This window comes from Streptomyces sp. CB01249, from assembly GCF_001905735.1.
GTDB lineage: Bacteria > Actinomycetota > Actinomycetes > Streptomycetales > Streptomycetaceae > Streptomyces.
Genome location: NZ_LISW01000003.1, coordinates 303,106 through 325,015, shown reverse-complemented (window position 1 = coordinate 325,015; position 21,910 = coordinate 303,106). Strand labels below are relative to the sequence as shown.

The window sequence follows — 21,910 nt, the reverse complement described above, 5'->3', positions numbered from 1 at the left end:
GATCCCGCTCCCGCCTCCGCACCGGCCCGGGGCGGACCCCCGCCCCGGCCGTTCCTGTCCGAGCCCACCCGTAGACTTCAACGCGTGGCAGGCAGGATCAATGACGACGATGTGAAGGCGGTACGGGACGCGGTCCCGATCGACGCCGTCGTTTCCGAGTACCTCCAGCTGCGCAACGCGGGCGGAGGCAACCTCAAGGGCCTCTGCCCCTTCCACGACGAGAAGTCCCCCTCCTTCCAGGTCAGTCCGAGCAAGGGTCTCTTCCACTGCTTCGGCTGCCAGGAGGGCGGCGACACGATCGCCTTCGTGCAGAAGATCGACCACCTGACCTTCGCGGAGGTGGTCGAGCGGCTCGCCGCCAAGGCCGGCATCACCCTGCGCTACGAGGAGGGCGGCTACAACCCCTCCCACCAGCGCGGCGAGCGGATCCGGCTGGTCGAGGCGCACAAGGTGGCCGCCGAGTTCTACGTGGAGCAGCTGAACGGCCCCGAGGCCGAGATCGGCCGGAAGTTCCTCGCGGACCGGGGCTTCGACCAGGCCGCCGCCGCCCACTTCGGCGTCGGCTACAGCCCGGCCGGCTGGGACCACCTCACCCGCTTCCTGCGCGGCAAGGGCTTCAGCGACAAGGAGCTGATCACCTCCGGCCTCTCCCAGGACGGCAGGCGCGGCCCCATCGACCGCTTCCGGGGCCGCCTGATGTGGCCCATCCGCGACACCGCCGGGGACGTCGTCGGCTTCGGCGCCCGCAAGCTCCGCGACGACGACAACGGCCCGAAGTACCTCAACACCCCCGAGACCCCGATCTACAAGAAGTCCCAGGTGCTGTACGGCATCGACCTGGCCAAGAAGGACATCGCCAAGTCCAGCCGGGCCGTCGTGGTCGAGGGCTACACCGACGTGATGGCCTGCCACCTCGCCGGGGTCACCACCGCCATCGCCACCTGCGGCACCGCCTTCGGCGGCGACCACATCAAGATCCTCCGCCGCCTCCTCATGGACAACGGCAGCGCTCGCGTGATCTTCACCTTCGACGGCGACGCGGCCGGCCAGAAGGCCGCCCTGCGCGCCTTCGAGGACGACCAGAAGTTCGCCGCCGAGACGTACATCGCCATCGCCCCGGACAACATGGACCCGTGCGACCTGCGCCTGGTCAAGGGCGACGACGCCGTCCGCGACCTGGTCGAACCCCGCACCCCGCTCTTCGAGTTCGCGCTGCGCCAGATCGTCGGGCGCTACGACCTGGAGACCCCGGCCGGCCGCGCCGCCGCACTGGACGAGGCCGCCCCCGTCGTCGCCAAGATCAAGACGGGCAGCGTCCAGCGCGAGGTCGCCGTCCAGCTGGCCGGCTTCATCGGCATCCTGGACCAGGAGTACGTCGTCCACCGGATCAACCAGCTCGCCCAGTGGGCCCGCGGCCGGGGCGGCGACCGGCGCGGACCCGCCCCCGCCGCCCGCGGTGGCGCCCGGCACCAGCAGGTCCAGGCCGCGCCCGTCCCCTCGGGGCCCGCGCTCAACCTCCGCAGCCCCGCCCACCGCACCGAGCGCGAACTGCTCAAGCTCGCCCTCCAGCGCCCCGAGCTGGTCGCGCCCGCCTTCGACGCCTACGGCTCCGACGAGTTCACCGCACCGCCCTACACCGCCGTGCGCGAATGCATCGCGGAGGCGGGCGGCGCCGAGCAGGGCCTCGCCGACAGCCGCGAATACCTCGTCCGGGTGCTCGACGCCACGCCCAACGAATCCGTCCGCAAGTTGATCACCGAGCTCGCGGTCGAGGTCTTCCACGGCAAGTCCATCGACGAGACCTACGCAGGCGAGCACCTGGTCAAGGTCCGCCTGCGCGCCGTCGACCGCCGGATCAACGACGTCCAGAGCAGCCTGGCCCGCCTCGGCAGCAACGTGGCCCCCGACCACCTCGCCGCCGCGCAGAACGAGGTCTGGGTCCTCCAGCAGTACGCCCAGACCCTGCGGAACCACGGCGCCGACGCGCTCTGACGTGACCTCCGCGTCACGGCACGGATTCAGAAAGTCACCGCACGCCCCTCGTGGCAGCTGTGTGTCGTACCCCACACTGAAGGCGGTGCCCTGAGTCATCGGAGCGCGGCCCCACCCCCGCGGTCCGGCAGCGATCACCTGGAGGTCGCCCCCGTGCAGACCCGGACCGTCACCGAAGCCGAGCGCGCCCCGGCCGTCCCCGTACAGGCCCGGGCGGCGCACCACCCCGAGGGGGTCATGGAGGAGCCGGACGAGCCCCCGGAGCCGCGCGGGAGACCGGAGGCCGGGCCCACCTCGGACCTGTTCCGCCAGTACCTGCGCGAGATCGGGCGCATCCCGCTGCTCACCGCCGCCGACGAGGTGGAGCTCGCCCGGCGCATCGAGGCCGGCCTGTTCGCCGAGGAACGCCTCGCCCGCACCCCGGACCCCGACACCCGCCTCGCCGTCGACCTGGACCGGCTCGTCGTCATGGGCCGCATGGCCAAGCGCCGCCTCATCGAGGCCAACCTGCGCCTCGTCGTCTCCGTCGCCAAGCGCTATGTGGGCCGCGGCCTGACCATGCTCGACCTCGTCCAGGAGGGGAACCTCGGGCTCATCCGCGCCGTCGAGAAGTTCGACTACGCGCGCGGCTACAAGTTCTCGACGTACGCGACCTGGTGGATCCGGCAGGCCATGTCCCGCGCCCTCGCCGACCAGGCCCGGACCATAAGGGTCCCGGTCCACGTCGTGGAGCTGATCAACCGCGTCGTCCGGGTCCAGCGCCGCATGCTCCAGGAACGCGGCTACGAGCCCACCCCCGAGGAGGTCGCCGCCCACCTCGACCTCACGCCCGAACGGGTCGGCGAGATCCTGCGCCTGGCCCAGGAACCCGTCTCGCTGCACGCCCCGGTCGGCGAGGAGGAGGACGTCTCGCTCGGCGACCTCATCGAGGACGGGGACGCAGCCTCCCCCGTGGAGTCCGCCGCCTTCCTGCTGCTGCGCCAGCACCTGGAGGCGGTCCTCTCCACCCTGGGCGAGCGCGAACGCAAGGTGGTCCAGCTGCGCTACGGGCTGGTCGACGGACGGCCCCGCACCCTGGAGGAGATCGGCCGCATCTTCGGCGTGACGCGCGAACGCATACGCCAGATCGAGTCCAGGACCCTCAGCAGACTCCGCGACCACGCCTCCGCCGACCAGCTCCGCGGCTACCTCGACTAGAACTCGCGCCCGAGGCAGCCGCGGAGCGGCCGTACCGCTCAGTCGACCTCGGCGACCGCCTGGGCGAACTGCGCCGCGTACAGCCGGGCGTAGGCGCCCTTCGCGTCCAGCAGTTCGTCGTGCGTGCCCTGCTCCACGATCGAGCCGTTCTCCATGACCAGGATGACGTCGGCGTCCCGGATGGTGGAGAGCCGGTGCGCGATCACGAAGCTCGTACGGCCGTGCGCCAGGCCCGCCATCGCCTTCTGGATCAGCACCTCGGTCCGGGTGTCGACGGAGCTGGTCGCCTCGTCCAGCACGAGTATCACCGGGTCGGACAGGAACGCCCGGGCGATGGTGATCAGCTGCTTCTCGCCCGCGCTGACCCCGGAGCCCTCGTCGTCGATCACCGTGTCGTAACCGTCCGGCAGGGTCCGGATGAAGCGGTCGGCGTGGGCCGCCCGCGCCGCCTCCTCGATGCGCTCGCGGCTGACGTCCCCGGAGGCCCCGTAGGCGATGTTCTCCGCGATGGTCCCGCCGAACAGCCAGGTGTCCTGGAGGACCATGCCGATGCCCGCGCGCAGGTCCGCCCGGGACATCTTCGCGATGTCCACGCCGTCCAGCGTGATCCGGCCGCCCGTCACCTCGTAGAACCGCATCAGCAGGTTGACCAGCGTCGTCTTGCCGGCGCCCGTCGGGCCGACGATCGCGACCGTGTGGCCGGGTTCGACGCTCAGCGACAGGTCCTCGATGAGCGGCTTCTCCGGGTCGTAGCGGAACGACACGTGCTCCAGCGCGACGCTGCCGCGCAGGATGCCGGGGTGCTCGCCCTCGCCCTTCGCCGGGTCGGCCTCCTGCTCCTCGGCGTCCAGCAGCTCGAAGATCCGCTCCGCCGAGGCGACACCGGACTGCACCAGGTTGGCCATCGAGGCGACCTGGGTCAGCGGCATCGAGAACTGCCGCGAGTACTGGATGAACGCCTGCACATCACCGATCGACAGCGAGCCGGACGCCACCCGGAGCCCGCCGACCACGGCGATCAGCACGTAGTTCAGGTTCGACACGAACATCATCAGCGGCTGCATGATCCCGCTGTTGAACTGCGCCTTGAACCCGGCCTCGTACAGCGCCTCGTTCTGCTCGGCGAAGTCCTTCGCGGACTCCTCCTGCCGGCCGAAGACCTTCACCAGGGTGTGGCCGGTGTACATCTCCTCGATGTGGGCGTTGAGCTTGCCCGTCACCTTCCACTGCTGCACGAACTGCGGCTGCGAGCGCTTGCCGACCTTCGTCGCCACGACCACCGACAGCGGCACGGTCACCAGCGCGACCAGCGCAAGGAGTGGCGAGATCCAGAACATCATCACCAGCACGCCGATGATCGTCAGCAGCGAGTTGATGAGCTGGCCCATCGTCTGCTGCATCGTCTGCGAGATGTTGTCGATGTCGTTCGTCGCCCGGCTCAGCACCTCGCCGCGCTTGGCGCGGTCGAAGTACGAGAGCGGCAGCCGCGACAGCTTCGTCTGGATGTCCTCGCGCAGCTGGAACACGACCCGGTTGATGATCCGGATCGACAGCCGCGTCGACACCAGCATCAGCAGCCCCGCGCCGACGTACACCGCCAGCGCCATCAGCAGGATGTCGCCGACCGCGCCGAAGTCGATGCCCTGCCCCGGCGTGAAGTCCACCCCGGACAGCATGTCGGCCAGGCCGCTGTTGCTCCTGCGCAGGCCCTCCACGGCCTGTTCCTTGGTCGTCCCCGCGTCCATGGACCGGCCGACGACCCCGGCGAAGACCAGGTCCGTCGCCTTGCCGAGGATCTTCGGGCCGACCACGGAGAGCCCGACGCTGCACGCGACCGCGACCAGCATCACGTACAGGGTGTTCTTCTCGACGGCGAAGCGCTTCAGCAGCCGCTTCGAGGACCCCTTGAAGTCCATGGACCGCTCGGTCGGCGCCCCGCCCGCCATCATGCGTCCGCCAGGCCCGGCCATTACGCGGCCTCCGCTTCCGTCAGCTGGGAGAGCACGATCTCCCGGTATGTGTCATTGCCGTCCATCAGCTCGTGATGGGTGCCGGTCCCGACGACCCGCCCCTCGTCCAGCACGATGATCCGGTCGGCCTCCCGGATGGTGGAGACCCGCTGCGCCACGATCACCACGGTCGCCTCGGCGGTCTCCCGCCCGAGCGCGGCCCGCAGCGCCGCGTCGGTCGCGTAGTCCAGCGCCGAGAACGAGTCGTCGAAGAGGTAGATCTCCGGGCGCTGCACCAGCGTCCGTGCGATCGAGAGCCGCTGGCGCTGACCGCCGGAGACATTGGTGCCGCCCTGCGCGATCGGCGCGTCGAGCCCGTGCTCCAGGGCCTGGACGAACTCCTTCGCCTGGGCCACCTCCAGCGCGTGCCACAGCTCCTCGTCGGTCGCGTCCGGATTTCCGTACCGCAGGTTCGTCGCCACCGTCCCCGAGAAGAGGTACGGCTTCTGCGGGACCAGGCTCACGGTCTTCGCCAGCAGCACCGGGTCCAGCGTCCGCACATCGGTCCCGTCGACCAGGACCTGCCCGTCCGTCACGTCGAACAGCCGGGGTACGAGCCCGAGCAGCGTCGACTTCCCGCTGCCCGTCGACCCGATGATCGCGGTCGTCTCGCCCGGCCGCGCCACCAGCTCCACCGCCCGCAGCACCGGCTCCTCGGCGCCCGGGTAGCGGAAGTCCGCGCCGCGCACCTCCAGGTGCCCGTGGGCCCGCAGCTCGCGCACCGGCTCGACCGGCGGGACGACGCTGGACTCCGTCTCCAGGACCTCCTGGATGCGCTCGGCGCACACCTCGGCGCGCGGCACCATCATGAACATGAAGGTCGCCATCATCACCGACATGACGATCTGCATCAGATAGGCGAGGAACGCCGTCAGCGCGCCGATCTCCATCCCGCCGCTGTCGATGCGGTGCGCGCCGAACCAGACCACCGCGATGGACGACACGTTGACCACGGTCATCACCGTCGGGAACATCAGGGCCATCAGCCGGCCCGTGGACAGCGCCACGTCCGTCAGCTCGGTGTTGGCACCCCGGAAGCGCCCCTCCTCGTAGCCGTCGCGCACGAACGCGCGGATGACGCGGTTGCCGGTGATCTGCTCGCGCAGCACCCGGTTCACCGTGTCGAGCCGCTTCTGCATCTGCCGGAACAGCGGACGCATCTTCCGCACGATCAGGCTGACCGAGATCCCGAGGACCGGCACCACCGCGAGCAGCACGGCCGAGAGCGGCACGTCCTGGCCCAGCGCCATGATGATGCCGCCGACACACATGATCGGCGCCGACACCATCAGCGTGAACGTCATCAGGACCAGCATCTGTATCTGCTGGACGTCATTGGTCGTACGGGTGATCAGCGACGGGGCGCCGAACCGGCCGACCTCGCGGGAGGAGAAGGACTGCACCCGGTCGAAGACCGACGCCCGCACGTCCCGCCCGAGCGCGGACGCGGTGCGGGCGCCGATGTAGACGGCCCCGATGTTGCAGACCACCTGGGCGATGCTGACGACGATCATCACGCCGCCGTACTGGAGGATGTAGCCCGTGTCCCCCTTCACGACACCGTTGTCAATGATGTCGGCGTTGAGGGTCGGCAGGTACAGCGTGGCGCAGGTCTGCAACAGCTGGAAGACGACCAGCACCGCGATCGGTTTCTTGTACGGGCCGAGATAGGTCCGCAGGAGTTTTATGAGCACGCGTGTCTCTCGGAGTCGGCGTAGGTCGGGGGAGCCGACCCATCTTCCGGCACCGCTCACCGGGACCGCGAACGTTTTTATTCAAGTCCAGGTCAAAAAACGGACCCGGTCCATAATTTCGCGGTCCCTCCGCACTCACTGTGCCGGGTCGAACGCTCCCGGGTGAATCTGGTCCCGCGTCGCGATGTACTGCTGGCGCACCGCCTGCCCCACGGGCAGCTCCTCGCCGGGCTCCAGCACCTGCGCCGCCGCGCCCTGCCAGGCCGGGGGAGTGCGCCCGTCGAGCGCCCCCTGCGAGACCCCGAGCGCCCATGCCGCCTGCCGGGCCGCGCCCAGCGCCGCGTACTGGGCGGGCTGCGGCACGACCACCTGCGTCCCCAGCAGCGCGGGCGCCAGCTGCTGCACCGCGGGCAGCTCGGCCGCCGCGCCCAGCAGGAACACCCGCCGCACCTCCACGCCCCGGCCGCGCAGCACATCGAGCGCGTCCGCGAGCGAGCAGAGCATCCCCTCGAACGAGGCCCGCGCCAGGTGCTCCGGCTTCATCGACTCCCGCCGCAGCCCGCACAGGGTCCCGGCGGTGTGCGGCAGCTGCGGGGTCCGCTCACCCTCCAGATACGGCAGGAGTACGAGCCCCGAGGAGCCGGGCGTCGACTTCAGCGCCAGCGCGGACAGGGCATCGAGCCCCTCCACGTCCAGCATCTCGGCGGTCCCGCGCAGCGCGCGTACGGCATTCGACGTGTGGACCACCGGCAGGTGCATGCCCGTCGCGTCGGCGAACGACGTGATCATCCCGGTCGGATCGGCCAGCGCCTCGTGGTGCACGGCCATCACGGAGCCCGAGGCCCCCAGCGACACGACCGCGTCCCCGACCCCGACGCCCAGCCCGAAGGCCGCCGCCATCGTCTCGCCGGTCCCCGCGGAGATCAGCAGCCCCTCCGGCGTCATCCCGGCGGCGTCGGACGGACCGAGCACCTCCGGCAGCGCGGCCTCGTGCCCGAGCGCCAGCTCCACCAGGTCCGGCCGGTAGGACTCCGTCCCCGCCGACCAGTAGCCCGTGCCGGACGCGGCACCCCGGTCGGTGGTCCGCCGGGCCGGCCGCCCGAGCAGCTGCCACACCAGCCAGTCGTGCGGCTGGAGCACCGCCGCCACCCGCTGCGCCTGCTCCGGCTCGGACCGCGCCAGCCAGCGCAGCTTCGCCACCGGCTGCGCGGACTGCGGCACCGCGCCGACCGCCTCGGCCCACGCCTGCCGCCCGCCCAGCCCGTCGATCAGATCGGCCGCGGCGGCCTGCGCCCGCTTGTCGTTGCCGAGCAGCGCCGGGCGTACGAGATTGCCCTGGTGGTCCAGGGGGACGAGCCCGTGCTGCTGCGCGGACACGCCGATGGCCTGCACCCCTTCGAGCAGCCCGCCGGTGGCGGCCTCCCCCAGGGAGAGCAGCCACGCCTGCGGGTCGGCCTCGGTGGCCTTGGCCTCGACGGGGTGCGGGGCGTACCCCTCGCGCAGTACGGCGCCCGTGTCCGTATCGCAGACCACGATGTGTGTGAACGCGGAAGAACTGTCCAAGCCGGCGACTATGCCCATACACAGATTCTGCCGCACCCCCGGAGGTTTCCCGTACCGGTGGTGCGGCAGAAGCGACGGCGGGGCCGGCTAGGTGTTGGTCGTCCCCCAGTCGTCCTCCACGCCGTTCCCGTTCCCGCGTCCCCGGAAGGACCGGACCCGGTCCGTCACGGACGCCGGCACCTTGTCGCCGACCTTCTCGCCCACGGCGTGGTACGCCTTCCCCGCGAACTCCCGGCCGCTCTGGGCCGCGGTCTCGCAGGTGTTGCGCACGGCCGGGTTCTGGGCGAACTGGCGCGCGGACTTCTTCAGCTGCTCGTAACGCTCGCGCCCGGCCCGCGTGCCGAGCACGTAACCGAGGGCCACTCCGGCGATGAACGTGAGCCGGTACCGCATGGCTGCCACCCTTCCTTCGCTCCGTGCGACGTGTGCTGCCCGCCTACCCGCAGACGCCCGAGATCACCCCGGCCGATACCGATTGGCAAAGCACCCCCCTGCTTGCGCTAATGTATGTGTCGCAGCGAGCGCGCGCCGCCCGGCATCCGCCAGGCAGGTACGTTCGAGGCACCGCAGCAATCCCCTGTAGCTCAATTGGCAGAGCAGCCGGCTGTTAACCGGCAGGTTACTGGTTCGAGTCCAGTCGGGGGAGCGCGATCCCCTGTAGCTCAATTGGCAGAGCATTCGGCTGTTAACCGGAGGGTTACTGGTTCGAGTCCAGTCGGGGGAGCGATCGGAAGAGGACCCCCTTCGGGGTCCTTTTTCGTGTGCCCGGAACCGGTCGGCGAGCGGCGCCGTCTTCATGGTCATCAGCAGCCGGGCAGCCGCAGCGGGAGATCGTATGACCGGCTATGCTGCGGCAGACGGTGCGCACACTTGTACGCGCCACGCCGAGACGGGGCGGTAGCTCAGCCGGTTAGAGCAGCGGACTCATAATCCGTCGGCCGTGGGTTCGAGTCCCACCCGCCCCACCGAGCAGAATCGATCCGACCGGCGCATACGCGCCGGTGGGTGGTCGATACCATTCCGCGTGACCGAATCCCTGACCGAATCCGCCGAGAGCGCCGATGAACCGGCGCCCCGTGGGCGAATATTCGCCGATCTGACCCCTTTGCGGACCTCGCCCGACTACCGGCGGCTCTGGTTCGGGAACACCGTGTCCTGGATCGGGCAGGGGATGACCGCGCTCGCGGTCTCGTTGCAGGTGTACGACCTGACCGGGTCGGCGTTCTCCGTGGGGCTCATCGGGGCGTGTTCGCTGGTGCCGCTCGTGGTGTTCGGGCTGTACGGCGGGGCCATCGCGGACACCGTGGACCGGCGGAAGCTGGGGCTGGCCAGTGCGTTCGGGTCGTTCCTGCTGTCGGTGGCGCTCGTCGGGGTGACCGTCGCCGGGGTCGAGCAGGTGGGGGTGTTGTACGGGGTCGTCGCGCTCCAGGCCGTCTGCTTCGCGCTCAACTCGCCCGCCCGCTCCTCGATGATCGCCCGGCTGCTGCCGGCCGAGCAGCTGCCCGCCGCCAACGCGCTGAACTCGATGACCAGCACCACCGGCACGCTCGTCGGGCCCATGCTCGGCGGCCTCATCGTCGGCTGGTGGGGCTACCGCGCCGCGTACGGGGTCGACGCCGTGACCTTCACGGCCTCCCTCTACGCGATGTGGCGGCTGCCCTCCATGCTGCCCGAGCGGGACGACGCGGGTGACCGGAAGCGGGCCTCCGTGCTGGACGGGCTGCGGTTCCTCGGGACCCGGCCCAATCTGCGGATGACGTTCCTCAGCGACCTGTGCGCCATGGTGCTCGCCCAGCCCCGCGCGCTCTTCCCCGTCGTCGCCGTCCTCTGGTACGGGGGCGACGCGAAGACCACCGGGCTGCTCGTCGCCGCACCGGCGCTGGGGGCGCTCCTTGGCGGGGTGTTCTCCGGGTGGCTCGGGAGCGTCCGGCGGCACGGGCTCGCGGTCCTGGTCGCCGTCGCCTGCTGGGGCGCCGCCGTCGCCGTCTTCGGGCTCACCCGGCAGCTCTGGCTGGGGATCCTGTTCCTCGCGCTCGCCGGGGCCGCCGACACCACGTCCATGGTCTTCCGCAACACCATGCTCCAGGCGGCCGTGCCGGACGAGCTGCGCGGCCGGCTCCAAGGCGTCTTCATCGTGGTCGTGGCCGGCGGGCCCAGGCTGGGGGACTTCCTCGCCGGGTCCGCCGCCGACCTGACGTCCCCGGGTCTCGCCGTGACCGGGGGCGGTATCGCGTGTGCCGTCGCCGTGGGGCTGCTCGCGCTGCGGTGGCCCGGGTTCGCCCGGTACGACGCGCGCCACCCCGAGGCGTGAGAAGACCTACGCCTCCCGCTCCAGCTTCGGCATCTCGCCGGCCGTCGTACCGCTGTCGAACACCGAGAACGGCGCGCCCTGCGGGTCCGTGAGCGCGGCGAACCTGCCGAACGGGATGGTCATCGGGCCGAACCGCAGCGTCGCGCCCAGCGACTTCGCCTTCTCCACCGCCGCGTCGCAGTCGTCCACCGCGAAGTACACGTTGATGTACGCCGGGACCTCCGGCGGGAAGTCCTCCGTCATCCTCATGCGGCCCAGGACCGGGTCGGCGCCCAGGTCGTAGAGCGTGAAGTCGGCCCCGTCGTCCACCATGCGCTGCACGCCGTACCCGAAGACCGCCGGGAAGAAGGAGTCCGCCTTCTCCGGGGCGCGGGTGAAGACCTCGGCCCAGGTGAAGGCGCCGGTGACCATGCCGGTCTCGAAGCCCTTGTGGCTGCCGGGCTGCCAGACGCCGAAGGTCACCCCGCCGGGGTCGGTGGCCAGCACCATCGTGCCGAACTCACCCACCCGCATCGGCTCCACCAGGACGGTGCCGCCGTTCTCACGGATCTTCGACGCGGTGGCGGCCGCGTCCGGCGAGGCCAGGTACAGGCACCAGCCGGTCGGCATCCCGCCCGGTCCCGGCGGCATCAGCGCGGCGACCGCCTTGCCGTCCACATGGGCCTGGGTGTAGTTGCCGTACTCCGGCAGCGAGTCGCCGAACGTCCAGCCCAGCAGCTCACCGTAGAAGTGCTTCGCGCCCTCCAGATCGGCGAACGTCGCGTCGGCCCAGCACGGTGTGCCCTCGCTCATCTCTGCGGGCATCGTGGTCATCTCCTCGTACGAGTGAATGCCCCCTTGTTCACGCTAGCCAGGCTTCACGCCCCCTGCCCGTCGGCTCGCGGGCCCACGACCGAGCGGGCCACGCCCAGCTCCACCAGGTCCTGCGGGCGCAGCCGCAGTTGGCCGGCGGTTTCCCGGACCCGTTCCGGGGAGCGCTTCAGGATCGCGGCGGCGAGTTCGGGCGCGATGACCGAGAAGTAGCTGTCCGGGGTGACGTGGGTGTTGTCCGGTGCGGCCAGCGCCAGCGCCCCGCCCGAGCCGCCCTCGCCGATCACCAGCGTCGTGACCGGGACCCTCGCCGCCGCCACCGCCGCGAAGGCGTCCGCGATGGCCGCCCCCGCGCCCGCCCGCTCCGCCTCCGCGTCGTTGGCCGCGCCCGGCGTGTCGACCAGCGTGAGGACCGGGACGCCGAGGCGGTCGGCGAGCCGGATCACCCGGGCCGCCGTCCGGTAACCGGCCGGGCGCGTCGCCGTACCGCACTGCGCCACGTACGCCACCGCACGCCCCTCGCGCACCCCGAAGCCGCACAGCAGCCCTGGGTCCGTGCCGCCGCAGCGGTCACCGCTCAGCGGCAGGCGCGCGTCGAAGTAGGCATCCAGATACGCCCCGGCGCGCGGCCGGTCCGCCGCCCGGGCGCGGAGCACCGCGTCCCAGCCCGTCTCCGGCGGATCCGTCGCCGCGAGCGCCGCCGGGACCGGGGCGGGGGATGGGGCGTCCCCGGCGGCGAGCAGGCCGAGCCAGCGGCCGACCGTGCCCGGCAGCTCCCCGGGCGCCACGACCGCGTCGACCGAACCGGCCGCGAGCTGTCCCTCGGCGGTGTACGCGGCGGGGTCGGCGTCCACCGGACGCACCCGCGACCCGGCGAACCCGATCTGCGCCCCGGGCACCGCCAGGATCACGTCCGCGCCCGCGCCCAGCGTGGCCCAGCCGCCGCCGGTCGTCGGGTCGCGCAGGACCGCGAGCTGCGCCGGGCCCGCCGCCCGCAGCCGGGCCGAGGCACGGGCGACCCGCTGGAGCTGGGTCAGCGCGATCATGCCCTCCTGCATCCGGCTGCCGCCCGTGGCGATGAGCGAGACGAGCGGCAGCCGCCGGGTGATCGCCTCCTCGTACGCCGCTTCGAGGCGGTCCCCGGTGCGCTGCCCGAGCGACCCGCCCAGGAACCCGAACTCGAAGGAGAGCAGCACGCAGAGGTGTCCGCCGACCGTCGCGGTGCCGTGCACGACGGACTCCTGCTCGCCGGTACGGGCGGTGGCCCGGGCCCGTGATGCGGCGTATCCGGTCCAGCCGAGCGGGCCGTCGCCGTCGGTGTCCCCGGCGGGGGCGGGCAGCTCCGTGAAGCCGTCGGTGAGCGCGGCGACGGCCTCGCGTGCCGTCAGCCGCTCAGCCATGGAGCGCCCGCTTCATGATCTTGCCCAGGTCGTTGCGCGGCAGCGCGTCCAGGTAGCGGACGGTGCGGGGCCGCTTGTGCGGGGCCAGCTGGGCGGCGACATGGTCCGCCAGCTGCTCGGCGGTGGGCGGGGCGGCCGGGTCGGCGGGCACCACCCAGGCCACGATCCGCTCGCCCAGGTCCGCGTCGGGCTCGCCGGTGACCGCCGCCTCCCGCACACCGGGGTGGTCGAGCAGCGCGTTCTCGATCTCACCGGCGCCGATCTTGTAGCCGCCGCTCTTGATCAGGTCCGTCGCCCTGCGGCCGACGATGCGCACATAGCCGTCCGGGTCGAGCGTGGCCATGTCGCCCGTGCGGAACCAGCCGTCGGCGGTGAGCGCGGCGGCCGTCGCGTCGGGCCGGTTGAGGTAGCCGGTGAACAGGTTCGGGCCGCGCACCTGGATCTCGCCGATCGCGTCCGCGCCGGTGAGCGGGGTGCCGTCCTCCTCGACCAGGCGCAGCTCCACCCCGCGCAGGGGCGGGCCGACCGTGCCGGGGCGCGGGGCCCCGTCGGCCCGTACGCCCGTGTTCATCAGGGTCTCCGTCATGCCGTACCGCTCGATGACCCGGCGCCCGGTCGCCGCCGCGATGCGCTCGTGGTCGTGGACCGGCAGCGCGGCCGACCCGGAGACGAGCAGCCGGGCGCCCGCGAGGGCCTTCGCGAGCCCGGCCGACGCGTCCGGGTCCGCCAGCGCCTCGGCGAGCCGGTGGTACATGGTCGGTACGCCGAACAGCATCGTGGCACCCGCGCCCAGCTCCCGGGCCACGCCCTCCGGCGAGAACCGGCCCAGATGGCGCACCGAGCCGCCCCGGCGCAGGGGGCCCAGGACGCCGAGGATCAGCCCGTGCACGTGGAACAGGGGGAGCGCGTGCACCAGGACGTCGTCGGCGGTCCACCCCCAGGCGTCCTCCAGCGCGTCCAGCGACGCGGCGAGCGCCCGGCGGGGGAGGACGGCGCCCTTCGGCGGGCCGGTCGTCCCGGAGGTGTACACGACGAGCGCGGCGGACTCCGGGTCCGGTTCCGGGAGGGCGGCGACGGGCGCGGGGTCCGGGGGCGCGGTGGTGACGTCCAGGCGTGCCAGTCCGGCCAGGGCGGGCGGAAGCACGTCGTCGGGCGCGGCGAGGACCAGGGAGGGCGCGCTGTCGGCCACGATGTGCGCCAGCTCCCGTTCCCCGGTCTTCGGGTTCAGCGGGACGGCCGGTACCCCGGCGCGGAGCGCGGCGACCACCGCGACGACGGTGTGCGCGGTCGGGGTGGCCCAGACGGCGACCCGGCCCGCGCCGGTGAGGCGGGCCGCCAGGGCGTCGGTGACCCGGGCCAGCTCGGAGTGGGTGAGGGTGACGTCGTCGAACCGGACGGCCTCGCGGGCGGCTGCCGGACCGGACGCGTCCTGGAGTGCGGGCAGAAGTGGCATCACCCTGCGCACCCTAGATCGCGCCGGTTCCCGGGGCCCCGGGAACCGGCGCGAATGAGGCCCGCCTCACGCCCCGGCGCGCGCGGTCCGCCTCAGGCCCGATGTGCGTGCCCCGCCCCTCACCCGTCCCGCTGCACGTTCCGCATGCGCCCGTACGCGTACACACAGCCCGCCAGCGCCAGATCGGACAGGAGCATGAAGCCGATCGAGTACGAGTCCTTCGCGCTGTAGATCGCGCCCATCACCAGTGGCGGCACGAACCCGCCGAGCCCGCCCATCGCGCCGACGATGCCGGTTACGCTGCCCACCTTCGCCTGCGGGGTGACCTGCGAGACCAGCGCGAAGACACTGCCGCTCGCCGTGCCCAGGCCCGCCGCCATGACCAGCAGCGCGATCGTGCCGGTCGGGTCGAGCCGCGGGTCGAACGCCTGGACGATCGCCATCAGGGCGGCCACCCCGAGCGCCACGGAGGTGACCAGCGCCGGGTGGATCCGGTCCGAGAGCCAGCCGCCGATCGGCCGGAAGATGACCGTGACCAGGGCGAACCCGGCCGCCTTCGTGCCCGCGTCGGTCGGCGTCAGCTCGTACCACGTCTTGAGGTACGTCGGCAGGTACACGCCGAACGCCACGATGCCGCCGAAGCCGATCGCGTACAGCGCCGACAGCTCCCAGGTGACCCGCAGCCGTCCCGCCGAGCCCAGCCGGTGTGCCAGCGAATCGGTCGGCACCTTGCGGCCCGGGTGGTCGTTGATGAGCACCGTCGAGAGCGCCGCGAACACCACCAGGGCGCCCGCGACCACGTAGAACGGCAGGTTGTCGCCGTGCTTGGCGATGCGCGGGGTGAAGTAGCCGGACAGCGCGACGCCGCCCATGCCCATGCCGAAGACGCCGAGCGCGAGACCGCGCTTGGCGGGCGGGAACCACGAGTTGACCAGCGGAATGCCGATCGCGAACGTCGTGCCGCCGATCCCCAGCAGGAACCCGACAGCGAGCATCGCCCCGTACGAGTCCTTCGCCGGGATCAGCAGCAGCACCGGCAGGATGGTCAGCGCCGAGGTCGCCGGGAACATCAGCCGCGCACCGAACTTGTCGGTCAGCGCGCCCACCGGGATGCGGCCCAGCGAACCGACCAGCACGGGCACCGCCACCAGCAGCGACTGCTGGAACGAGCTCAGGCCGAGCCGGTCCTTGTAGTCCCCCGACATCGGCGCGATCAGGTTCCACGCCCAGAAGGTGAGGGTGAAGCCGATCGTGGCGACGATCAGGTTGCGATAGGCGGCGGAGCCCGGCGCGTCCACGGGTGCGGGTGACTGCTTCGCGGCTGTGTCCACACGGCCAGTCAAGGACGGCCACGGGCCGTGGGCCCGTCGGCCTGCTCCGTACGGGGGACACCTCCCCGTTCTTCGCATATGCGCCGAAACTGCCACAATGGGGACCATGGATCGTCTGGACAGGGAAATCCTCGGTGTCCTCCAGGAGGACGCCCGGATCTCGTACCGCGACCTGGGCGTACGGGTCGGACTCAGCGCCAACGCGGCGGCCGACCGGGTCCGGCGGCTGCGCAAGGACGGCGTCATCCGCGGCTTCACGGTGATCGTGGACCCGGCCGCCGACACCCGCACCGGGCTCGTCGTCTTCATCGACGTCACCCTGCGGATGGACACCACCAACGAGACGTTCGAACGGGCCGTGCTGACCCTGCCCGGCATCACCGAGGTCGTGCACGTGACGGGCGGCCACGACTATCTCGTACGCGCCACCGCCGCCGACACCGCGGCCCTCGACACCCTCCTGCGCCGCCTCAAGCGCGAGGCGGGCGTCGCGCACTCGAACACCCGGGTCGCCCTGCGGGCCGCGCCGGGCCCGTGACGTCCGGCGCCCTCACAGCGGCGCCTCCCAGATCACCGTCTCCGCCCGCGCACCGTCCGGCTCGTGCCCGTCGTCCGCCACCGTGAGGCGGACCGCGCCCCGCCCGTCCGGCAGGGTGGCCGTCGCGTCCACCTCCACCTCGATCGCCGAGACCCCGGCCCGCCGGTGCGCCGCCGCCAGCGCACCCCGCAGCGCCGCGAGCAGCCGCCCGGCGACCGGCTCCGCCACCAGCGCGTCGACCGCCCCGGCGAACCGCACCGACGGCTGGAAGCCGAGCACCGCCGCCGCGCCCCCGGTCTCCCGGAGCACCTGGCCCCGGAAGGTGGTGGGGGCCTCGGCCGGCGGCTGCTGGAGCGCGAAGATGGCCGTCCGCACCTCCTGGATCGTGGAGTCCAGCTCGTCCACGGCCGTCCCGAGCAGCTCGCCCGTCTCCCCGGCACCGGCCCTGCGGCGCGTCGACTCCAGCATCATCTCGGTGGCGAACAGCCGCTGGACGACCAGATCGTGCAGGTCCCGCGCGATCCGGTCGCGGTCCTCGTACACCGCCAGCCGCTCCCGGTCCTGCTGTGAGTCCGCCAGCACCAGCGCCAGCGCGGCCTGCGAGGCGAACTGGGCGGCCAGCAGCCGGTCCACGCCGGTGTACGGGCGGGCTCCGCGCCGCCGCGGCAGTGCGAGCGTCCCGATCAGCCGGCCCCCGCTCTGCAGCGGCAGCATCATGCTCGGCCCGAACCGCGACCGTACCGGCGTCGTCATCCGGGGATCGGTCGCCGAGTCCTCGATGAACACGGCCTCGCCCCCGAGCAGCTGCTCCAGGACGGGGGAGCCGGGGGCGATCGCCGTGCCCACGAGACCGGCCGGGTCCTCGTGCGTCGAGGCGACCACGATCTCCATCCCGCCCGCGTCGGTGGGCTGGAGGATCACCCCGGCCGCGGCGTCACTGAGCAGCCGCGCCCGCTCCGCCACCGTCGTCAGCGCGTCGGCCGGGTTCGCGCCGGTGAGCAGGGTGTTCGTGACGGCCGCCGCGCCCTCGATCCAGCGTTCCCGCTGGCGGGCGCTCTCGTACAGCCGGGCGTTGCCGATCGCGATGCCCGCCTGCGCGGAGAGGACCTTCAGCAGCCCCGAGTCGGTCTCCGTGAAGTGCCCGGTGTGCTTCTCGGCGAGGTAGATGTTGCCGAAGACCTCGTGGCGGACCCGGATCGGGGCGCCGAGGAACGAGCGCATCGGGGGGTGCCCGGGCGGGATGCCGGTGGCGCGCGGGTCGGCCGGCAGGTCGTCGGAGCGCAGCGGGCCCGGCGCGTCCACGAGCGCGCCGAGCAGGCCGGTGTGCCCGTCCGGGAAGTCCCCGATCGCCGCCCGCTCGTCCTCGGTCATCCCGCACACGTACAGCTCGCGGATGGTGCCGCGCGCGGGGTCCAGTACGCCCAGCGCCCCGTACCGGGCGTCGGTCAGGGCGGTCGCGGTGTCGATGATCTGCTGGAGCGTGGCCCGGAGTTCGAGGTCCGAGCCGACGCTCAGCACGGCTTCCAGGAGCCGGGGCAGCAGCGGCGACCTGGGCAGGCCGCGGTCCGTCATCCCGCCGCTCCCGCCGGGGTCAGCTCGCCAGCGGATCGAGCACCAGGGGGCTGATCTCGCCCTCCATCATGGCGCCCAGGCCGAGGATCGAGCAGGTGTCGGGCCGCTCCGCGATGTGCACCGGCACGCCGGTCGCGTCCCGCAGCATCTGGTCGAGCCCGGGCAGCAGGGCGCTGCCGCCGACCATCATGATCCCGCAGTCGGCGAGGTCGGCGACCAGGTCGGGCGGGCAGTCCCGCAGCACCTTGCCGACGCCGTCCAGGACGGCGGTGAGCGGGCGGTGGATCGCCTGGCGGATCGCGGCGGTGTCGACCTGGACGGACCGGGCGAGTCCGGTGGCGACGTCCCGGCCGTGGATCTCGGTGACCGAGGGGCCCTGCGCGGTCAGCCCGTTGCCGCTGAGGGCGAGCTGGAGGGGGCGCACGGACTGGCTCGGCAGCATCAGTTCGTGGTTCTGGCGCAGGTGCTGGATGATCGCGTGGTCGATGGCGTCACCGCCGACCGGGAGGCGGACCGCCGTCACGATCGAGCCGAGCGAGAGCACCGCGATCTGCGTCGTGGCGGCGCCGCACACCATGATCATGGTCGCGGTCGGCTGCTCGACCGGCAGCCCGCAGCCGACGGCCGCCGCGATCAGGGTGTCGACCAGCTCCACCCGGCGGGCGCCGAGGCCGACCAGGGTCTCCACGGAGGCCCGGCGCGCCAGCGGGTCGCTGTCGTGCGGGGTGCAGGCGGCGGCGCGCAGCCAGGGCTTGCGGCGCAGCTGGCGCCGGAGCTTCTCGCCGAGCAGGTGGCGCAGCATGCGCTGGGCCATCTCGATGTCCACGACGGTCCCGCCGGACACGGGCCGGGCCACCCGGATGTAGTCCGGGGTGCGGCCCGTCATCTGCTCGGCGAGCGCGCCCACGGCGATCAGTGAGCCGGTACGGGTGTTGACGGCGGCGACACTCGGCTCGTCCACGACGAGGCCGGGCCCCTTGACGTACACCCGGGTGCGGGCGGCCCCCAGGTCGACGGCGACATGGCAACGGCGCAACTGCTCAAGGCTGACGGTCACGGCGGGTTCCTCCCGAGAGCGTTGAGGGCGACCGACGAACAGCCGGCTCACCTGAAAGCCTGCGCCGTTCGGGGACGCGCCGCCCGCTGGGCTGGTCCGGAGGAGGGACAACCTGACGGCGTGTCGAGCGCGCCACGCGCACGAAGCGCGCGAAGCCGTACGAACCCGCCGCACGGCGGACGCCCCACCCCAGCCCGTCCGGCGCTTGAGGACGCCCGGACGGCAAGGCCAACGAGCCCGCCGGCGATTGAGGCCCCTCAGCCCCCCGGAACCACCCGCTGCAACAACCCCCACGTGAACTCCACGACACACGCCCCCGCCCCGGACCCCACCCCCAGCGCGAACCGTGTCGGCGCGCTCCCCTCCATCGGCCGGACCGGGGCGAAGGCCCGGGCGACCTCGTCCACCGTGCACGACCACGGCACCAGGTCGTCCACCGTGCGGAGCACCGGCGCGGCAGCGCCCCGCGCCCGTACCAGCCACTCGTTCCACACCGCCCCGCCCGGCGCCACCATCACCTCGAACCGCAGGTCGGGCCAGAGCGGCACCGGCCACAGCAGCACATCGCACTCCAGGTCACCGATGACCCGCCGCCCCGTCGACTCCGGCTCGCCGAGCACCGACCGGTAGCGCCGCAGCGCGCCCCGCCCGCGTGGCGCCCGGACCATGGCCTGCCAGCGCCGGTTCGCCTCCCGCATCTCCGCGAGCGTCGCGCTCAGCTCGTGCCGGGCGTCCTCCACCAGATCCGGCTGGTGGTCCGCCATCCGGCGCAACAGGACGAGCTGGAACTCACGGGGCCCGAAGGGGGCGGAAGCGCTCATGCCCCCATCGTGCCCGGACGCCCGCCGCTCAGGCGCTCAGCATCCGCCGCAGCAGATCCCGCAGCACCGTCCGGTCCGCCGCGGGCAGCCCCGCCAGCGGCTCCCGCGCGAAGTCCAGCGCGTCCCGCAGCTGCGCGGCCGTCGCCGCACCCCGCTCGGTCGGCGCGGCCAGCTTCACCCGGCGGTCGGCCGGGTCGGGCCGTCGTTCCACCAGGCCACGCGCCTCCAGCCGGTCCACGATCCCGGTCACATTGGACGGCTCGCACTTCAGCTTCTGGGCGATCCGGCGCATGGGAAGCGGCTCGACGGACAGCAGTCCCAGGACCCTGGCCTGCGCGCCGGTGAGGTTGTGCGCGGCGGCGGCCTGGTCGTACTCCTCGTAATAACGCGCGACGACGCTGCCGATGAGCTCGATGACTTCGAGAGTCAGGGGATCTGTGCGCGAGGTGGCCATGACACCCAGGATACCCAGTTGCTTGACAACATGAAATATCCAGGAGCATGGTTGTTTCAGGTAGTGAAGCTTTTCCCCGCCGAGCCACCGAAATACCGAGACACCCGCACCCCCACACCGAGGAGACCCCGAGCCCATGTCTGCAGCTCTTCCCGCGTCCGGCCGCGAATGGCACCTCACGGCCCGCCCGCACGGCTGGCCGAAGGCCGAGGACTTCGCGCTGCGTGAGGCCCCGGTCGCCGCCCCCGCCGAGGGCCGGGTCCTCGTGCGCAACCTGCACTTCTCCGTCGACCCGTACATGCGCGGCCGGATGAACGACGTGAAGTCGTACACCCCGCCGTTCAAGCTCGACCATCCCATGGACGGCGGCGCCGTCGGCGAGGTCGTCGCCTCGAACGCCGAGGGCTTCCAGGTCGGCGACCACGTCCTGCACGGCCTCGGCTGGCGCGAGTACGCGAGCGTCCCCGCGAAGCACGCGGTGAAGGTCGACGGCTCGCTCGCCCCGCTCTCCGCCTACCTCGGCGTGCTCGGCATGCCCGGGCTCACCGCCTACGCCGGACTGTTCGACGTGGCGTCCTTCAAGGAGGGCGACGCGGTCTTCGTCTCCGGCGCGGCCGGTGCGGTCGGCAGCCAGGTCGGCCAGATGGCGAAGATCAAGGGCGCGTCCCGGGTCATCGGCTCCGCCGGCTCCGACGAGAAGGTCAAGCTCCTCACCGAGGAGTACGGCTTCGACGCCGCGTTCAACTACAAGAACGGCCCGGTCAAGGAGCAGCTTGCGGCGGCCGCTCCCGACGGCATCGACGTCTACTTCGACAACGTCGGCGGCGAGCACCTGGAGGCCGCGCTCTCCTCGTTCAACGTGCACGGCCGCGCCACCATCTGCGGCATGATCGCCCAGTACAACGCCACCGAGCCCACCCCCGCCCCGCGCAACCTCGCGCTGGTCATCGGCAAGCGGCTGCGCCTCCAGGGCATGCTGGTCGGCGACCACGCCGACCTCCAGCAGCAGTTCGTCCAGGACGTGGCCGGCTGGCTGGCCTCCGGCGAGCTGAAGTACCGCGAGACGGTCGTCGAGGGCATCGAGAACGGCGTCGACGCCTTCCTCGGTCTGCTCCGCGGCGAGAACACCGGGAAGATGATCGTCTCCCTCGGCTGAACCGCCGTTCCCCGCACCCGTTAGGCTCAACCCCAGGCCGTCGCGATCGTGGGCGCGAGTCGCGGCGCATCAGCAGGAGGAATCCTCAGCATGACCATTCAGGACATCGCCGTCGCGTACACCGCCGTCGCCACCGCCGAGAACGGCCGTGACGGCCGCGTGGCCTCGGACGACGGCAAGCTCGACGTCATCGTCAACCCGCCGAAGGAGATGGGCGGCAGCGGCGCCGGCACCAACCCGGAGCAGCTCTTCGCCGCCGGATACAGCGCGTGCTTCCAGGGCGCGCTGGGCGTTGTGGCCCGCCAGGAGAAGGCTGACATCTCCGGCTCCACGGTGACCGCGGCGGTCTCCATCGGCAAGACCGAGGCCGGCGGCTTCGGCCTGGAGGTCGCCATCACCGCGACCATCCCGAACGTCGACAAGGCGACCGCGCAGGCGCTCATCGAGAAGGCCCACCAGGTCTGCCCGTACTCGAACGCCACGCGCGGCAACATCAAGGTGGAGCTCGCGGTCGCCTGACCGTCCCGCACCACTGAACCGAGCCCCGTCCCG

At 72.3% G+C, this 21,910-nt stretch carries 18 protein-coding genes and 3 tRNA genes; 9 read left to right on the top strand and 12 right to left on the bottom strand.

All coding sequences use genetic code 11. The features are described 5' to 3' along the window. The first annotated feature begins 84 nt into the window (after positions 1 to 84). Both dnaG and AMK18_RS17230 read left to right on the top strand, forming a co-directional pair. Entirely contained in the window at positions 85 to 1,992 is a 1,908-nt protein-coding gene (gene dnaG / locus AMK18_RS17235) for a DNA primase (RefSeq protein WP_073863453.1), read from the top strand. Between the two features lie 153 nt (positions 1,993 to 2,145). Further along, a complete protein-coding gene (locus AMK18_RS17230; RefSeq protein ID WP_018103303.1) occupies positions 2,146 to 3,189 on the top strand; it encodes an RNA polymerase sigma factor in 1,044 nt (347 codons plus the stop codon). A 38-nt stretch (positions 3,190 to 3,227) separates the two neighbouring features. Here AMK18_RS17230 and AMK18_RS17225 read toward each other — a convergent pair whose 3' ends face one another. The 4 genes from AMK18_RS17225 to AMK18_RS17210 all read right to left on the bottom strand — a co-directional run bounded on the left by AMK18_RS17225 (position 3,228) and on the right by AMK18_RS17210 (position 8,848). Then, positions 3,228 to 5,159 carry an ABC transporter ATP-binding protein gene (locus AMK18_RS17225; protein ID WP_026171545.1) on the bottom strand — a complete coding sequence of 644 codons (1,932 nt, stop codon included), beginning with the start codon at positions 5,157 to 5,159 and terminating at the stop codon, positions 3,228 to 3,230. Beyond that, entirely contained in the window at positions 5,159 to 6,892 is a 1,734-nt protein-coding gene (locus AMK18_RS17220) for an ABC transporter ATP-binding protein (RefSeq protein ID WP_018103305.1), read from the bottom strand. Before AMK18_RS17220 ends, AMK18_RS17225 begins: the two co-directional genes overlap by 1 nt. A gap of 135 nt (positions 6,893 to 7,027) precedes the next feature. Continuing rightward, positions 7,028 to 8,473: an FGGY family carbohydrate kinase gene (locus AMK18_RS17215; protein ID WP_073863452.1), complete on the bottom strand. Its 1,446-nt coding sequence runs from the start codon at positions 8,471 to 8,473 to the stop codon at positions 7,028 to 7,030. Positions 8,474 to 8,542: 69 nt separating this feature from the next. Then, a complete protein-coding gene (locus AMK18_RS17210) occupies positions 8,543 to 8,848 on the bottom strand; it encodes a hypothetical protein (protein WP_018103307.1) in 306 nt (101 codons plus the stop codon). A 180-nt stretch (positions 8,849 to 9,028) separates the two neighbouring features. Here AMK18_RS17210 and AMK18_RS17205 point away from each other — a divergent pair. From AMK18_RS17205 to AMK18_RS17190, 4 genes are all read left to right on the top strand, one after another. After that, positions 9,029 to 9,101, top strand: a tRNA-Asn gene (locus AMK18_RS17205). Positions 9,102 to 9,106: 5 nt separating this feature from the next. Continuing rightward, positions 9,107 to 9,179, top strand: a tRNA-Asn gene (locus AMK18_RS17200). A 167-nt stretch (positions 9,180 to 9,346) separates the two neighbouring features. Beyond that, a tRNA-Ile gene (locus AMK18_RS17195) sits at positions 9,347 to 9,420 on the top strand. Between the two features lie 59 nt (positions 9,421 to 9,479). Continuing rightward, a complete protein-coding gene (locus AMK18_RS17190; protein WP_079199300.1) occupies positions 9,480 to 10,766 on the top strand; it encodes an MFS transporter in 1,287 nt (428 codons plus the stop codon). 6 nt (positions 10,767 to 10,772) lie between these two features. Here AMK18_RS17190 and AMK18_RS17185 read toward each other — a convergent pair whose 3' ends face one another. From AMK18_RS17185 to AMK18_RS17170, 4 genes are all read right to left on the bottom strand, one after another. Beyond that, the gene (locus AMK18_RS17185; RefSeq protein ID WP_079199299.1) at positions 10,773 to 11,579 is read right to left on the bottom strand and encodes a VOC family protein; all 807 of its coding nucleotides are present in this window, start codon (positions 11,577 to 11,579) and stop codon (positions 10,773 to 10,775) included. 44 nt (positions 11,580 to 11,623) lie between these two features. Next, positions 11,624 to 12,976, bottom strand: coding sequence for a carboxyl transferase domain-containing protein (locus AMK18_RS17180; protein ID WP_073863451.1), 1,353 nt, complete (start codon positions 12,974 to 12,976; stop codon positions 11,624 to 11,626). Then, positions 12,969 to 14,429 carry an acyl-CoA synthetase gene (locus AMK18_RS17175; protein WP_073863450.1) on the bottom strand — a complete coding sequence of 487 codons (1,461 nt, stop codon included), beginning with the start codon at positions 14,427 to 14,429 and terminating at the stop codon, positions 12,969 to 12,971. The genes AMK18_RS17180 and AMK18_RS17175 overlap by 8 nt, the downstream gene beginning before the upstream one ends. A 119-nt stretch (positions 14,430 to 14,548) precedes the next feature. Continuing rightward, positions 14,549 to 15,760, bottom strand: coding sequence for a nitrate/nitrite transporter (locus AMK18_RS17170; RefSeq protein WP_026171548.1), 1,212 nt, complete (start codon positions 15,758 to 15,760; stop codon positions 14,549 to 14,551). A 106-nt stretch (positions 15,761 to 15,866) separates the two neighbouring features. Here AMK18_RS17170 and AMK18_RS17165 point away from each other — a divergent pair, with 106 nt between their 5' ends. Beyond that, positions 15,867 to 16,298 (top strand): Lrp/AsnC family transcriptional regulator, encoded by a 432-nt coding sequence (locus tag AMK18_RS17165; RefSeq protein WP_026171549.1) that lies wholly within the window; start codon positions 15,867 to 15,869, stop codon positions 16,296 to 16,298. Positions 16,299 to 16,310: 12 nt separating this feature from the next. Here AMK18_RS17165 and AMK18_RS17160 read toward each other — a convergent pair whose 3' ends face one another. From AMK18_RS17160 to AMK18_RS17145, 4 genes are all read right to left on the bottom strand, one after another. Further along, entirely contained in the window at positions 16,311 to 17,870 is a 1,560-nt protein-coding gene (locus AMK18_RS17160; protein WP_018103314.1) for a sensor histidine kinase, read from the bottom strand. Between the two features lie 19 nt (positions 17,871 to 17,889). Continuing rightward, a complete protein-coding gene (locus tag AMK18_RS17155; protein WP_073863449.1) occupies positions 17,890 to 18,927 on the bottom strand; it encodes a rod shape-determining protein in 1,038 nt (345 codons plus the stop codon). A gap of 257 nt (positions 18,928 to 19,184) precedes the next feature. Next, on the bottom strand, positions 19,185 to 19,748 hold the full coding sequence (locus AMK18_RS17150) for a hypothetical protein (RefSeq protein ID WP_073863448.1): 564 nt from the start codon (positions 19,746 to 19,748) through the stop codon (positions 19,185 to 19,187). Between the two features lie 28 nt (positions 19,749 to 19,776). Beyond that, positions 19,777 to 20,202 carry a MarR family winged helix-turn-helix transcriptional regulator gene (locus AMK18_RS17145; protein WP_073863447.1) on the bottom strand — a complete coding sequence of 142 codons (426 nt, stop codon included), beginning with the start codon at positions 20,200 to 20,202 and terminating at the stop codon, positions 19,777 to 19,779. 136 nt (positions 20,203 to 20,338) lie between these two features. Here AMK18_RS17145 and AMK18_RS17140 point away from each other — a divergent pair, with 136 nt between their 5' ends. Both AMK18_RS17140 and AMK18_RS17135 read left to right on the top strand, forming a co-directional pair. Next, positions 20,339 to 21,358, top strand: coding sequence for an NADP-dependent oxidoreductase (locus AMK18_RS17140; protein ID WP_073863446.1), 1,020 nt, complete (start codon positions 20,339 to 20,341; stop codon positions 21,356 to 21,358). A gap of 90 nt (positions 21,359 to 21,448) precedes the next feature. Next, positions 21,449 to 21,877, top strand: a complete 429-nt coding sequence (locus AMK18_RS17135; protein WP_018103319.1) for an organic hydroperoxide resistance protein — start codon at positions 21,449 to 21,451, stop codon at positions 21,875 to 21,877. Positions 21,878 to 21,910 lie beyond the last annotated feature (33 nt).